This is a genomic window from Pseudomonas sp. IT-P171 (assembly GCF_949767765.1).
Taxonomy (GTDB): domain Bacteria; phylum Pseudomonadota; class Gammaproteobacteria; order Pseudomonadales; family Pseudomonadaceae; genus Aquipseudomonas; species Aquipseudomonas fluorescens_B.
Genome location: NZ_CATKQN010000033.1, coordinates 481,339 through 494,879, shown reverse-complemented (window position 1 = coordinate 494,879; position 13,541 = coordinate 481,339). Strand labels below are relative to the sequence as shown.

General features: G+C 60.5%; 11 protein-coding genes and 1 pseudogene. 5 read left to right on the top strand and 7 right to left on the bottom strand.

The features are described 5' to 3' along the window. Positions 1 to 239: 239 nt before the first annotated feature. Positions 240 to 380: pseudogene (locus ACM6I5_RS19810) on the top strand (TetR/AcrR family transcriptional regulator); the annotation flags it as partial. 26 nt (positions 381 to 406) lie between these two features. Here the strand turns inward: ACM6I5_RS19810 and ACM6I5_RS19805 are convergent. Next, complete coding sequence (locus ACM6I5_RS19805; RefSeq protein WP_414884478.1) at positions 407 to 3,430, bottom strand: FAD-binding and (Fe-S)-binding domain-containing protein; 3,024 nt, start codon at positions 3,428 to 3,430, stop codon at positions 407 to 409. A gap of 157 nt (positions 3,431 to 3,587) precedes the next feature. On the opposite strand from ACM6I5_RS19805, the gene ACM6I5_RS19800 reads away from it, so the two are divergent. Next, positions 3,588 to 4,472: a LysR substrate-binding domain-containing protein gene (locus ACM6I5_RS19800; RefSeq protein WP_414878996.1), complete on the top strand. Its 885-nt coding sequence runs from the start codon at positions 3,588 to 3,590 to the stop codon at positions 4,470 to 4,472. 181 nt (positions 4,473 to 4,653) lie between these two features. Continuing rightward, the gene (locus ACM6I5_RS19795) at positions 4,654 to 5,718 is read left to right on the top strand and encodes an alpha/beta fold hydrolase (RefSeq protein WP_414884477.1); all 1,065 of its coding nucleotides are present in this window, start codon (positions 4,654 to 4,656) and stop codon (positions 5,716 to 5,718) included. A 75-nt stretch (positions 5,719 to 5,793) separates the two neighbouring features. Here the strand turns inward: ACM6I5_RS19795 and ACM6I5_RS19790 are convergent, their stop codons facing one another. From ACM6I5_RS19790 to ACM6I5_RS19770, 5 genes are read right to left on the bottom strand one after another with little or no spacing between them, the layout of a single operon-like run. Continuing rightward, on the bottom strand, positions 5,794 to 6,252 hold the full coding sequence (locus ACM6I5_RS19790; protein ID WP_017338224.1) for a metallophosphoesterase family protein: 459 nt from the start codon (positions 6,250 to 6,252) through the stop codon (positions 5,794 to 5,796). A 40-nt stretch (positions 6,253 to 6,292) separates the two neighbouring features. Continuing rightward, positions 6,293 to 7,417 (bottom strand): agmatine deiminase family protein, encoded by a 1,125-nt coding sequence (locus ACM6I5_RS19785; RefSeq protein ID WP_414884476.1) that lies wholly within the window; start codon positions 7,415 to 7,417, stop codon positions 6,293 to 6,295. A 23-nt stretch (positions 7,418 to 7,440) separates the two neighbouring features. Then, a complete protein-coding gene (locus tag ACM6I5_RS19780) occupies positions 7,441 to 8,538 on the bottom strand; it encodes an extracellular solute-binding protein (protein ID WP_414884475.1) in 1,098 nt (365 codons plus the stop codon). 1 nt (position 8,539) lies between these two features. Next, a complete protein-coding gene (gene aguB / locus ACM6I5_RS19775; RefSeq protein WP_414879000.1) occupies positions 8,540 to 9,448 on the bottom strand; it encodes an N-carbamoylputrescine amidase in 909 nt (302 codons plus the stop codon). 4 nt (positions 9,449 to 9,452) lie between these two features. Then, positions 9,453 to 10,505 carry an agmatine deiminase family protein gene (locus ACM6I5_RS19770; protein WP_414884474.1) on the bottom strand — a complete coding sequence of 351 codons (1,053 nt, stop codon included), beginning with the start codon at positions 10,503 to 10,505 and terminating at the stop codon, positions 9,453 to 9,455. Between the two features lie 134 nt (positions 10,506 to 10,639). Between ACM6I5_RS19770 and ACM6I5_RS19765 the strand changes: the two genes are divergently transcribed. Continuing rightward, positions 10,640 to 11,512, top strand: coding sequence for a LysR substrate-binding domain-containing protein (locus tag ACM6I5_RS19765; RefSeq protein WP_414884473.1), 873 nt, complete (start codon positions 10,640 to 10,642; stop codon positions 11,510 to 11,512). Between the two features lie 140 nt (positions 11,513 to 11,652). On the opposite strand, the gene ACM6I5_RS19760 is transcribed toward ACM6I5_RS19765, so the two are convergent. After that, positions 11,653 to 12,033, bottom strand: coding sequence for a RidA family protein (locus ACM6I5_RS19760; protein WP_008027160.1), 381 nt, complete (start codon positions 12,031 to 12,033; stop codon positions 11,653 to 11,655). Between the two features lie 192 nt (positions 12,034 to 12,225). On the opposite strand from ACM6I5_RS19760, the gene ACM6I5_RS19755 reads away from it, so the two are divergent. After that, on the top strand, positions 12,226 to 13,536 hold the full coding sequence (locus tag ACM6I5_RS19755) for a flavin-containing monooxygenase (protein ID WP_414884472.1): 1,311 nt from the start codon (positions 12,226 to 12,228) through the stop codon (positions 13,534 to 13,536). Positions 13,537 to 13,541: the final 5 nt, after the last annotated feature.

Sequence of the window (13,541 nt, the reverse complement as noted above, 5' to 3'; positions counted from 1 at the left end):
TGCGCATCCTACAGCAAGCGACCTCATGTAGCAACCTTAAAAGTTTCTAATTTCACTAATGAAATCAACTACTTAAGCCAGGCAAACATTGAGCTGCTCGCTAGCGGGAGGCGAATAGTACAGGATTAAAATACGTGGTCAACCCCCCTCCTCAAAATTCTTTTCCTTATCAAGGAACCAGACCAAGTCAGCATCCGTTCGTTGCTACACCTTTTTTTGCCTCCACTGTCCCACCCTCGTCGTCGATCGCGGGAGCGATGCTGATTGCCAGGGCGCTGGACAACCCTGAGTTGTCCGAGCAGTTCCTGCAGTCGGTCATCAATGCATGGCCTGCTGCTCCCGAGAAAGAGGAGCAGGCCAGCGTTTCGACAGCCACTTGACGGCCCAAAGGACGACTCAAGTCCTTTCATTTAAGGCGCGCATGCTCCAACACCACTTCCAGCGGATGGCGCAGTTGCTTGCTGGCCAGGCGCTTGACCTGGCTTCGGCACGAGTACCCCGTCGCCAGGGCTTCGCCCGCCTTGTCCAGCTTGCCCGCCCATGACTGTTCGAAAATGGTCCGCGAAGTGTCCTGGTTTCGCGCTTCATGGCCGTAGGTCCCGGACATCCCGCAACAGCCCGTCGCCTCGGTCACCAGCTTGAGCCCGAGCCGGGCAAACACCGCTTCCCATTGCGAAGTACTGGCCGGGACGTTGGTCTTCTCGGTGCAGTGCGCCAGCAAACGGAATGTCTGTGGGGCGGGATGAGACTTTTCAGGCAGCACATCAAAGAGCCACTCCTGAGGCAGCAGAACCTTCGGGCACCCGTTGAGCCCCGGCACTTTCTGATATTCCTGGCGATAGACCAGCGTCATCGCCGGGTCCAACCCCACCAGCGGTACTTCACAGTCAGCCAGCGCCTTGAGCTGACTGGCGTTGCGGATCGCTGCCCTGGCGAATGCGCCGAGGAAGCCCTGTACGTGCAAAGGCTTGCCGTTGGCGCTGTAGGGCGCCAAGAAAATCCGATAACCCAGCTGGTGCGCCAACTCGATAAAGCTCGCCAGCAATGGGGTTTCGAAGTAACGGGTGAAGGCATCTTGCACCAACACCACGCTACGCTGACGTTGCGCAGCGGTCAGTTCGCGCAGGGCCGACACGCTGGCGACAACGACGTTGCAGCGGGTCAACGTCGCCTGCAAGTCGTAACGGCTGATCAACGGACTGTCGAGCATGCCGACGCGTCGCTCAAGCAGGCGGCTCATCCATTTCGCACCCATCACTGCGTTGTACAGGCCCGGAGCGTAGGCCATATAGGGAATGGTGAACTCCAGCGAACCGATCAGGTAGTCACGAAGCGGACGTTGATAGCGACCGTGATACAGCTCCAGAAAACGCGATCTGAATTCCGGGACGTTGACCTTGACCGGGCATTGCCCTGCACAGGATTTACAGGCCAGACAGCCCGCCATCGCGTCGTACACCTCGTGGGAGAAATCCGCCTCACCCCGCGAACGCGCCATGTTGTTACGCAACCGCGCTGGCAACCCGCTCAACCACGACAACTTGCCCCGGGCCGCTTCCAGTACATCAATATTGGCCGCACCCTGCAGGCGCAACCATTCGCGAATCAATGACGCCCTGCCTTTCGGTGAATGCTGGCGTTCACGGGTGGCTTTCCACGACGGGCACATCGCATCGTTGGGATCGTAGTTGTAGCAGGCGCCGTTACCGTTGCAGTGCATGGCGGTGCCGAAACTTTGCCACACGCGCTCGTCGATTTGCCGATCCAGATCACCGCGCAGCGTGACTTCGTTGACCTTGAGCAAAACTTGGGCAGCATCCGGTGGTGTGCAGATTTTGCCGGGGTTGAGCTGATTGTGCGGGTCGAACGCGCCCTTGAGCGATTGCAGCGCCGGGTACAGTTCGCCAAAAAACTCGGGGACATATTCCGAGCGCAAGCCCTTGCCGTGCTCACCCCACAGCAGTCCGCCATAACGTCGCGTCAGCTCGGCCACGGCATCGGAAATCGGTTTGACCAGCGCGGCCTGGGCCGGATCTTTCATGTCCAGCGCCGGGCGCACATGCAACACGCCGGCATCGACGTGACCGAACATGCCGTAAGTCAGGCCATAGCTGTCGAGCAACGCACGAAACTCAGTGATGTAGTCGGCCAGTTTCTCCGGCGGCACGGCGGTGTCTTCAACGAAAGGCTGCGGCCGAACCTCACCTTCGACGTTGCCCAACAGCCCGACGGAACGTTTACGCATGGCGTAGACACGGGTCACCGCCTCGGCACCCTCGGCCAGCGTGTGGCCCAGCCGCTCGATGGTCGTGTCGGCCTGCAGATGCTCGACGAACGACGCCACTCGAGCGTTCACGTCCGTCAGGTCTTCCCCGCTGAACTCGACCAGATTGATGCCCAGCGTCGGGCACTCGGCGTCCGCCGGAAAATACTCGGCGACGCTGTGCCAGACGATGTCTTTCATCGCCAGCATCAATACTTTGGAGTCCACCGTCTCGATGGACAGCGGCTTGTGCGCCAGTAACGCGTTGGCGTCGCGCAGCGCATCCATGAAGCTGCTGTAGCGCACATTCACCAACACCGAATACCTGGGAATCGGCAGCACGTTGAGCTTGGCCTCGACGATGTAGCCCAACGACCCTTCCGCGCCGCACAGCACGCTATTGAGGTTGAAACGCCCGCGCTCGTCGCGCAGGTGCGCCAGGTCGTAACCGGTCAGGCAGCGATTGAGTTTGGGGAATATCGACTCGATCAGGTCGGCCTGGGTTTCCTGTATCTGGCGCGCGGTGCGGTACACCTCGCCGATGCGGCCGGGCTGTGCGCAGGCTGCCTCCAACTCAGAGACGGACAGCGGATGGCTGTGCAGACGCTCACCACCGAGCAGTACGCTGTGCAGTTCCAGCACATGATCGCGGGTCTTGCCGTAGGTGCAACTGCCCTGGCCACTGGCATCAGTGTTGATCATGCCGCCCACGGTGGCACGGTTGGACGTTGACAGCTCCGGTGCGAAGAACAGGCCATGGGGCTTGAGCGCGGCATTGAGCTGATCCTTGACCACGCCGGCCTGCACTCGCACCCAACGCTCGGCGACGTTGATTTCAAGAATTGTGTTCATGTGCCGCGACAAGTCGACCACGATGCCATCGGTCAACGACTGGCCGTTGGTGCCGGTGCCGCCGCCACGCGGGGTCAGCTTGATCTGGCGAAAGCGCGGTTCGGCCATCAATGCAGCGATGCGCACGATGTCGTCGGCGTCCAGCGGGAATACCGCCGCTTGCGGCAGGCGCTGATAAATCGAGTTGTCCGTTGCCAGCACGGTACGGGTGGCGTAGTCGGCACTGAGCTGACCGCGGAAGCCGCTGGCACGCAGGGCTTGAAGAAATTCCGGGTACTGTGCAGCGAGGGCATCCGTAGGCAGCTGGGCGATCATCGCAAAATGTTCTCTTGTAGGTCTAACACGGAAAAATCAAAACACTTGTCGCCTGAGCATTAATCGGTCAGCCTCAGGTCGTCGGCTGCGCCAATGATCCTGCAGGCTGTGGCGCCGGACAAACGGATAATCCTGCCGCTATCGATGACTTTTACGAATGAATTACCGCCACCTCACTCCCTCCATGTCGTTGCTGCTGGCCTTTGAAGCCGCCGCCCGGCATGAAAGCTACACCCGCGCCGCGATGGAGCTCTCACTGACCCAAAGCGCCGTCAGCCGGCAAGTCCAGGCGCTGGAGCAGCAATTGGGCCTGACGCTGTTTCGCCGTGAAGGCCGGCAAGTGCAGTTGACCGATGTCGGCCGCCTCTATCAGCGGGAAATGAGTGACGCGCTCGGACGCATCCGCAGCGCCACGTTACAGGCGATGGCGTATCAATCGGGCAGCGGAACCTTGCGCCTGGCCACCCTGCCAACGTTCGGCTCGAAGTGGCTACTGCCGCGTCTTCACGATTTCTACAAAACCCATCCCGGCATGCTGGTGCACATCAGTTCCCGGATCGATGCGATCGACTTCGAAACCAGCGGCATCGATGCCGCGATCGTCGTCGGCAATGCCGACCTGCCAGGCCTGATCAGCCATCGTCTGCACACGGAAGAGTTGATGGTGATCATGTCGCCGCAAGCGGCCGAGGCCCATGACACCTGGACCCCGGAACGCATTGGCGGACAGACGCTGCTCAACGTCGCGAACAATGCCAACGTCTGGGGCGAGTGGTTCAGCCACCATGGCCTGCCCCATCGAATGATGCGCCTGGGACCGAGTTTCGAACTCACCTCGCACTTGATCCAGGCCGTCAGGGCCGGCATCGGCATCGGTCTGGTGCCGCGCATCCTGGTGACCGACGAGCTGGCCAACGCCGAGCTGATCAGCCTCGGCCTGCCCTTCGCCAGTCAACGCAGTTACTACCTGACCTATCCACCGCGCAACGAAAGGCTGCCGTCGCTGATCGCGTTCCGCAGCTGGTTGCTGGAACAGATCTGACCAACGCAGGCTGATTCGCCTCTTTGTATCACTGTGTATCTGTCTATCTTTCTGATACATAAGTTTTCACCCGGCCGCCGATTCGACACAGCCCAGATACGTCATCGCGTTCAAATGCACACACGGTTTCAAGGGGATCAGCCAGACCCCCTGGCCAATGGCTTGCAACGGAGACATCAGGATGAAGATGGCACTGCAAAACAAAAACGCTAAAACCCACCGCCGTCTGGTCGGCTCATCGATTCTCGCGCTCGCCCTGTTTGGCGCTATCGGTGCAGCCAACGCCCAATCGACCACCGTTGCACAACCCGCCGCGATCAAGGCTGACGTCACTTACACAACCCCCTCCCCATTCGGCCCACTGAAGCACATCAAGGCCGGACTGCTGGATGTGGCTTACGCCGAAACCGGCCCGGCCGACGGACCGGTGGTGATTCTTCTGCACGGCTGGCCTTACGACATTCACAGTTATGACGAGGTCGCACCGTTGCTGGCCGCGAAGGGCTATCGAGTGCTGATGCCGTATGCGCGTGGTTATGGCGATACCCATTTCCTGTCCGAGAAAACCGTGCGCAACGGCCAACCGGCTGCGCTGGCCAGCGACGTCATCGACTTCATGGATGCGCTGAAGATCAAACAAGCCGTGCTCGGTGGCTATGACTGGGGCGCACGTTCCGCCGACATCGTCTCGGCGTTGTGGCCAGAACGGGTCAAGGCGCTGGTCTCGGTCAGCGGTTACCTGATCGGCAACCAGGCGGCCGGTAAAAACCCGCTGCCACCCAAGGCTGAATTGCAGTGGTGGTATCAGTTCTACTTCGCCACCGACCGCGGTCGTGCCGGGTACGAGAAAAACACCCACGACTTCGCCAAGTTGATCTGGCAGCTGGCTTCGCCGAAATGGGCGTTCGATGACGCGACGTTCGACCGCAGCGCCAAGGCGCTGGAGAACCCGGACCACGTCGAGATCACCGTGTTCAACTACCGCTGGCGTCTGGGCATGGTGCAGGGCGAGCCTCAATACGAAGCGCTGGAGCAGAAACTGGCCAAGGCGCCGTCCATCAGCGTGCCGACCATCACGCTTGAAGGCGATGCCAACGGCGCACCGCACCCTAATCCCGAGGACTACGCCAAGCGCTTCACCGGTAAATACGAGTTCCGGCTGATCAACGGTGGCATCGGTCACAACCTGCCGCAGGAAGATGCGAAGGCGTTCGCCAAGGCCGTGATTGATGCGGATCACCTGTGAGGTTGATCTGACCTTTCCCCGCTAAGCCTCCTCACAACGACGGCTCGTTTTACGAGCCGTTTGTTTTTGCGAGAATCACTCCAGCAGCGAGACCAGACGTGGTGCTATTGCCGTCTCCAATACCTCCAGTAGCGCCAGCGTCACCGGCAATTTGAAGCGTCTGCGTCCCGCACTGCCGGGATTGAGGTAGAGCCGTTCGCCACGCCATTCCACGAGTGGCTTGTGCGAATGGCCGGTGACTATCAGCTTGATGGCCGCATCGAGTACGACCGGGACATCGGCGATGTCGTGCACCAGCAACGTCCCCCACCCGTTGAGATCGAAGCGCAAATTATCTGCGATATGTTCGGCCCAAGGAGCGTCCAGGTCATTGTTCCCGCGCACGACATGCAGGGGAGCGATCAACGCCAGTTGATCGAGAATATCGACGCTGCCGATATCGCCCGCATGAATGATCCGCTCACACCCCTCCAGCGCGGCAAGCGCCTCAGGGCGGAGCAAACCATGGGTATCGGAAATCACGCCAACCTTCATGCAACGCTCCAGACCAGATTCAAGCAGTGGAACCTCCAGACTAAACCAACGGCTGATGACTGGTCACACAATGTATACCGCCACCCCCGGCGGAAATGGCGTCGATGTTCAGTTGCACCACCTCACGATCCGGATAGAGCCCGGATAACAGTGCAAACGCCTTGGCATCTGCCACCTTGTCACCAAACTCCGGCGCAATGACCGCGCCGTTGATCACGAAGTAGTTGATGTAGCCGGCCGCAAAATCCGGGTTGTTGCGACTGAATTGACTCTTTCGCGGATTGAGCGGTGGCGACACGGTATGGACCTGCAGTTTTCGACCCTCGGCATCCGTGGCATTTTTCAGAATATCCAGATGGGCCCGCGTGACGTTGTAGTCGTAGGACTCAGGGTCGTTGTCGAGATTGGCGATCACAACGCCGGGTTTCACGAAGCGGGCGTAGAAATCCACATGGGCATCGGTGATGTCTTTTCCTTTTATACCTGGCAGCCAAATGATCTTGCGCAGGCCGAGCCGGTCTTTCAGTTCTTGCTCGACGTCGGCCTTGCTCCAGTCAGGGTTACGATTGCGGTTGATCCAGCTGCTCTCGGTCATGATCCCGGTACCGTGGCCATCCACTTCGATGCCGCCACCCTCGCCCACCAATTCGCTGCGCAGATAATGGGCATCCGCCGTGTCGGCCACTTGAGCCGCCAGATGCGCATCGTGGGCATGCTGCTGTTTGTCGCCCCAGCCGTTGAAATTGAAATCCACGGCGCCGAGTCCACCCTGCCCGTCGATGACGAAGTTGGCGCCGGTGTCGCGCATCCAGATGTCGTCAAGTTCGGTGGTGACATAAGTAATATTGGCAGTACCGCAATGTTCCTGCGCCAGGCTGCGCTCGAGCGGGCGGCAGAAAACGGTCACCGGCTCATAGCGGGCGATGGTCCGCGCAATCCCGCCAAGCGCCGCTTGCACATCACCCGTGAAATCTTCCCAGATGGCCTCTTGTGCGCCAAAGGCGATGAACGCTTGTGCGTGCCGGTCACCCTCATCGGGCATCCGCCAACTGCCCTGCGCCGCCGCGTGCACTTGCAGGGGCGTCAGACCCAATCCGAAAGACGCTGCAGCCCCCACACCCGCCAATACCGATACCTGTTTGATGAACTCACGACGCGTCGACATGCAGTGATCCTTTGAAAATTGGCTCATTTCGCCGTGGCCGTCTTGAATTTGGTCCAGGTGCGCATCCGCGCGCGCATGTCGGACTGCGGAATGTCCTTGCCCGGTATCAGCCGCGCATAAGTGGCTTCATCAAGATAGATGTCCGGGTTGTTGCGCATCGTCGCATCGACGCTCGGGCGTGCCTTGGCGTTGGATGTCGGGTAGCCGGTGAAGTTACTGATGGCCGCCATGTTCTCCGGACGCATGACGAAGTTGATGAACGCGTAGGCGTATTCCGGATGTTTGGCGTCGACCGGAATGGCCATGGTGTCCATCCACACCGTGGTGCCTTCGCGGGGAATGCGGTACTCGAACTTCGTGTGCTTGCCGGCACTGTCTGACGTCCTCTGCGCCTGGGTCATGTCGCCGCTGTAACCGAGCGACACGCACAGGTTGCCGTTCACCAGATCGGTTACCGGTTGCGACTGGAACTTGCGAATGTGCGGGCGCAGTTTCATCAGCAGTTCACTCGCCGCCGCGAGGTCTTCGGGTTTGGCGCTGCGCGGCTCACGGCCCAGATAATTGAGCACGACGGCGAGCACTTCATCCGGCGAGTCGATCATCGAGATACCGCAGTCGGCCAACTGGCCGGCCAGTTCCGGTTTGAACAACATGTCGAGGCTGTTGACCGGCGCATTCGGCACGCGCTGTTTGATCTGCTCATCATTGTAGGTCAGGCCGATGGTGCCCCAGGTGTAAGGCACGGTGGCCCCGCTCGAGGTTTCATATTGGCGGCGCAGCTTCTGCAAACCGGGCTCGATGTCATCCAGGGAGGTGAGCTTTGATCGGTCCAGCGGCAGCAGGCTCCCGGCGCGCATCAAGCGTTCCGCCACCGTATCGCCGGGAAAGATCAGGTCATAACCGCTGCCGCCGGCGAGCATCTTGGCCTCCAGTGTTTCGCTGCCATCCATGACGTCGTAAATCACCTGGATGCCGGTCTCGGCGGTGAATCGCGTCAGGGTGTCTTCGGCAAAATAATCGGCCCAGTTGTACAACCTGAGGGTTTTCTCTTCGGCGTGCAGCGATGACGAGGCCAGTGCCAGGCCCAAGGCGCCGAGCAACAGCGTGTGCGGAATGCGCATATCAAACTCCTTGAGTGTTCCAGCGTGCATGAAGGTGACGACCGTCCTGACTCAACAACGCGCCGTACATGTCCGGGCGCCGGTCTCGGTAGATGCCCCAGCTCAGGCGTTCTTCGCGCATGGCGGCCAGGTCGAGGCTGTGCACCAGCACGCCGGTGCTGTCGCGGTCGGCCTCGGCGAGCAATTTGCCCTTGTGGTTGCAGATGAAGGACGAGCCGTAGAAGCTCATTTGCAGGGTCGGATCGGTGGTCGCCACTTCTCGACCGACGCGATTGGCCGCCACCACCGGCAAGATGTTCGCCGCCGCGTGACCACGCATCGTCATCTGCCAGTGATCCCGTGAATCCAGCGCTGCGCAGCCAGGTTCAGAGCCGATCGCCGTCGGAAACAGCAACACCTCGGCGCCCATCAATGCCAGGCAGCGTGCGGTCTCGGGAAACCACTGGTCCCAGCAGATCCCCACGCCGATGCGCCCGAACGCGGTGTCCCAGACCCGGAAGCCGGTATCGCCGGGGCTGAAGTATTCCTTCTCCTGATAACCGATGGCGTTGGGGATGTGGGTCTTGCGGTACACCCCCAGCAGACGCCCGTCGGCATCGGCCACGCTCAAGGAATTGAAGTAGGCGTTGCCGGCTTTCTCGAACCAGCTCAGCGGCAGCACCACGCCCAACTCCTTGGCCAATGCGGCAAAGCGTTTGAGTACGCGGCTGTAGCGGTATTCTTCGGCCAGCGCCAAGTGTTTGTGGCTTTGCTCGATGCAGAAATACGGCGTGGCAAAGAGCTCCTGCAACAGGATGACCTGAGCGCCCTTCGAGGCCGCCTCACGGACCAGTTGTTCGGCAAGATCAAGGTTGTAGGGCAAGTCCCAGGTGCAGGGCATTTGGGTGGTGGCAATCGTCATAAAGGTCATGGCATCACCCCTTCACTGGCCAGGCAGGCTGCTGCTGGGTGATGCAATGCACCCCGCCGCCGCCATGGGCCAGGTGATTGATCCGCACCGGCACCACTTCGCGTCCTGGGAATGCCTGTGCCAGTACTTCGGCGGCTACCTGGTCGGCATCGATGCCATAGGCCGGCATGATGATTGCGCCGTTGGCGATGTAGAAGTTGGTGTAGGAAGCGCAGAACACTTCGGCTTCGGTGTCCACCGCATCGGTGGCTTCATAGAGCTCGATCAGCTCGAACTTCCGGCCTTGGGCATCGGTGGCCAGCTCCAGTGCGCGGCGGTTTTCTCGGGCCACTTCGGCATACACCGACTGCTTGTCGTGAGTGGCATCCACCAGCAATACGCCGGGGCGTGCGAACGCACAGACGCCATCGACATGGCCGTCGGTCATGTCGCCGGTCACGTAGTCCGGATCGCCCGGCAGCCAGATGGTTTTTTTCACGCCCAGCAGGCGGGTGAAAATCTCCTCCATCTCTGCCTTGTTCATCCCGGGATTGCGGTTGGGATTGAGCAACACCGACTCGGTGGTGATCAGCGTGCCCTCGCCGTCCACATGAATCGCCCCGCCTTCGTTGCTCAGCGGTGTGCCAAAGCACGGCAAGCCAAGGTGATTGAGTGCACGACGCGCCAGGCCTTCGTCCAGATCGTGCGCCGACTTGCCGCCCCACGCATTGAAGCGCCAGCTCACCCCGGCGAGGCCTTGTTGCGCGTGGCAGACGAAGCTTGGGCCGGAGTCGCGGCACCAACTGTCGTTCACCGCCAATTCGATCAGCTCGATGTTGGGTCCGCACAACGCATGGGCACTCGCCACAGCCGACGGATCGACCACCATTTTCACCGGCTCGAACCGGGCGATGGCATTGGCGACCCCGGCAAAATCCTTTTGCACTTGCGCCAGGGTCACGCGCCACCCCGACTCCCAGAGTGCCTGGTTGTGCGGCCAGACCATCCAGGTCGCGGCGTGTTTTACCCATTCTGCCGGCATCCACCAGCCCGTGTGTTGATGTTCGTTCTGCTGCATGACAAGCACCCTTGAGTTAAGTCATTGTGTTCAATGAAAATGACCTTGGCGGTCTTTGCATGCATGCTACGGCCGTAAAAACGGGCTAGCAAACGATGGATTTTGCAGAAAAGTGATTAGAGGAACTTATCGATATGCTCAAGCACTGGCCCCCGCTCAGCACCCTTCGCGGCTTTGAAGCAGCCGCCCGGCTGGGCAGTTTCCACAAGGCTGCCGACGAACTGCACCTGACCCAATCGGCGATCAGTCAGCAGATTCGAACCCTTGAGGCGTACCTTGAGCAGCCGCTGTTTTTCCGCAGCGGACGCAGCGTCAGCCTGACCGATGCCGGTCACGATTTGCTCAGCACTACCCAGGCGTTATTGCAGCAACTGGCGGTTGGCATTCGGCGTCTGGGGCAATACCAGAAACCCAACCAACTGGTGCTCAACACCACGCCGACATTCGCCCGGCACTGGTTGCTGCCACGGCTGGGAGATTTTCGGCGTCAGCATCCGGAAGTCGATCTGTGGATTTTCAGCACCGACGAAGTCCCGGACATGACCACCCAGACCATCGACCTCGCGGTGCGCGATGACATCAGCTCCCAGGCTGAATGCAGTTTCAAGGTGCTGCACGCCGACCGCCTCTATCCGGCCTGCCACCCCGATGTGCTGGCGGTGCCTATCGAACAACGCACGACCCTTCACGGCGAGCGGGAAATGGACTGGAGTCATTGGGCCGTGGAGGCTGATATCGATGTGGGACAGAAGGACCAGGGCTTGAATTTTTCCGACCCCGGGTTGCTGCTGGATGCGGCGTGCGCAGGGCTTGGGATCGCGCTGGTCAGTCAGCTATTGAGTCGACAAGCACGTGACAGCGGGTTGCTGCAACCGTTGGTAGAGGAAACCATTCGCGGGCCGAACTGGGCGTTGCTGACTCACCGGGACAGCGAGAACAATCCCCTGGCGCGGAGTTTTATCGAGTGGTTGCTGGGTAACCTGGCCCCCGCCAGCGAGACGATGTAACGAACAGCGTTCCGAAAAAGCGCCGTCGTTGCAGGAGCCGGCTTGCTGGCGCTCACGTCACCGCGGTGTTCCTGAAAAACCGAGGCGTACTCGATCACCAGCAAGCCGGCTCCTACAGGTCGTGTATCACGCTCGCGAACTCAGCCCTTGGCCGCCATCGCGGTCACTTCCACACGCATGCCTTCCACCGCCAGCGACGCCACGCCTACCGCGGCGCGAACCGGCCACGGCTTGGCGAAGAAACGCTTGTAAACCTCATTGAACGCGGCGCGGTCGGCCATGTCGGTGAGGTAGATGGTCAGGTGCATGACCCGGTCCATGGAACTGCCGGCGCGCTCCAGCGCCACCTTCAATGCCTGCAACGTGCACTCGCTCTGCAGGGTGATGTCGCCCAGTTCCAGGCTGCCGTCGGCGCGGGTCGGGATCTGCGTGGAGACCAGGATACCGTTGAAGCCGGCCACATCGGAGGAGATGGAATCCGCATCGGGATCGGGGGTGAAGGTGATGTCTTGGTTCGCCATGGGGATCTCTTGTTCGAGGGAAAAAAGGTGGCGGCCAGTTTACCGCCCTGCTGAATCAAACGCTCTGCCTCAGTTATTTATACTCAAATGCCAGCTTAATAATATTTTACCGATACCAGGGTCATCCCTAGTCTTGAGCCCAAGAAATGGCAGGCCGCTCGCGACCTGACTCCAACGTCGAAGGGTATTGAGATGACCACTGAAAAAACAAAAACAGATACGCTGATTGTTGGCGCCGGTCAGGCTGGCGTGGCCATGAGTGAACACCTGAGCAAACTGGGCGTGCCGCACCTGGTGCTGGAGCGCAACCGCATTGCCGAGCGCTGGCGCACCGGGCGCTGGGATTCGCTGGTGGCCAATGGTCCGGCGTGGCATGACCGCTTTCCGGGTCTTGATTTTGACGACCTCAGCCCCGATGCGTTTGCGCCGAAAGAGCGTGTCGCCGATTACTTCGAAGCCTATGCGAAGAAATTCAACGCGCCGATCCGCACCGGTGTGGATGTGCTGAAGGTTGAACGCAACGTCGGTCGGCCAGGCTTCACCATTGAAACCTCTGAAGGTGTGATCGAGGCCAACCGCGTGGTCGCCGCCACCGGGCCGTTCCAGCGTCCGGTCATTCCGCCGATTGCGCCGCAGGATCAGCCGTTCCTGCAGATTCATTCCGCCGATTACCGCAATCCGCAGCAATTGCCTGAGGGCGCTGTTCTGGTGGTCGGCGCCGGCTCGTCGGGCGTGCAGATCGCCGATGAACTGCAACGTGCCGGCAAGCAGGTTTACCTCTCCGTCGGCGCCCACGACCGCCCTCCTCGCGCCTATCGCAACCGGGATTTCTGCTGGTGGCTGGGCGTGCTCGGCGAGTGGGACCAGGCGGCGATGAAGCCGGGGCGGGAACACGTCACCATCGCGGTGAGTGGCGCGCATGGCGGCCGCACCGTGGACTTCCGAGGCCTCGCCCATCGCGGAATGACGCTGGTCGGTCTGACTCAATCATTCAATGGCGGCGTGGCGACTTTCCAACCGAACCTGGCGGAGAACCTGGCACGCGGCGACGAGAATTATCTGGCGTTGCTCAACGCCGCCGACGCTTACATCGAACGCAATGGCCTGGACTTGCCGGAAGAACCTGAAGCGCGCATCACCTTCCCCGACCCGGAATGCGTGACCCAGCCGATTCTTGAACTCGACCTGGCCAAGGCCGGCGTGACCTCGATCATCTGGGCCACCGGTTTTGCCACGGATTACAGCTGGCTCGACGTTGACGCCTTCGACGACAATGGCAAACCACGGCATCAGCGCGGCGTGTCGAGCGAACCGGGTGTGTATTTCCTCGGACTGCCATGGCAGTCGCGTCGCGGGTCTTCGTTCATCTGGGGCGTTTGGCACGATGCCAAATACGTGGCGGATCACATCGCCATTCAACGTTCCTATCTCGACTACCACGACGCGGCGCAACGCGAGGCTGACCAAGCCCCGCTCGCCCATAAAACCACGGTCAGTGCTTAAACCTT

Bases quoted from the DNA above. Each gene is read 5' to 3' on its own strand.
- ACM6I5_RS19790 (WP_017338224.1), bottom strand. From the start codon at position 6,252: ATGAAGGTTGGCGTGATTTCCGATACCCATGGTTTGCTCCGCCCTGAG.
- ACM6I5_RS19755 (WP_414884472.1), top strand. From the start codon at position 12,226: ATGACCACTGAAAAAACAAAAACAGATACGCTGATTGTTGGCGCCGGT.
- ACM6I5_RS19785 (WP_414884476.1), bottom strand. From the start codon at position 7,417: ATGTCGACGCGTCGTGAGTTCATCAAACAGGTATCGGTATTGGCGGGT.
- ACM6I5_RS19770 (WP_414884474.1), bottom strand. From the start codon at position 10,505: ATGCAGCAGAACGAACATCAACACACGGGCTGGTGGATGCCGGCAGAA.
- ACM6I5_RS19780 (WP_414884475.1), bottom strand. From the start codon at position 8,538: ATGCGCATTCCGCACACGCTGTTGCTCGGCGCCTTGGGCCTGGCACTG.
- ACM6I5_RS19805 (WP_414884478.1), bottom strand. From the start codon at position 3,430: ATGATCGCCCAGCTGCCTACGGATGCCCTCGCTGCACAGTACCCGGAA.
- aguB (WP_414879000.1), bottom strand. From the start codon at position 9,448: ATGACCTTTATGACGATTGCCACCACCCAAATGCCCTGCACCTGGGAC.
- ACM6I5_RS19760 (WP_008027160.1), bottom strand. From the start codon at position 12,033: ATGGCGAACCAAGACATCACCTTCACCCCCGATCCCGATGCGGATTCC.
- ACM6I5_RS19800 (WP_414878996.1), top strand. From the start codon at position 3,588: ATGAATTACCGCCACCTCACTCCCTCCATGTCGTTGCTGCTGGCCTTT.
- ACM6I5_RS19795 (WP_414884477.1), top strand. From the start codon at position 4,654: ATGAAGATGGCACTGCAAAACAAAAACGCTAAAACCCACCGCCGTCTG.
- ACM6I5_RS19765 (WP_414884473.1), top strand. From the start codon at position 10,640: ATGCTCAAGCACTGGCCCCCGCTCAGCACCCTTCGCGGCTTTGAAGCA.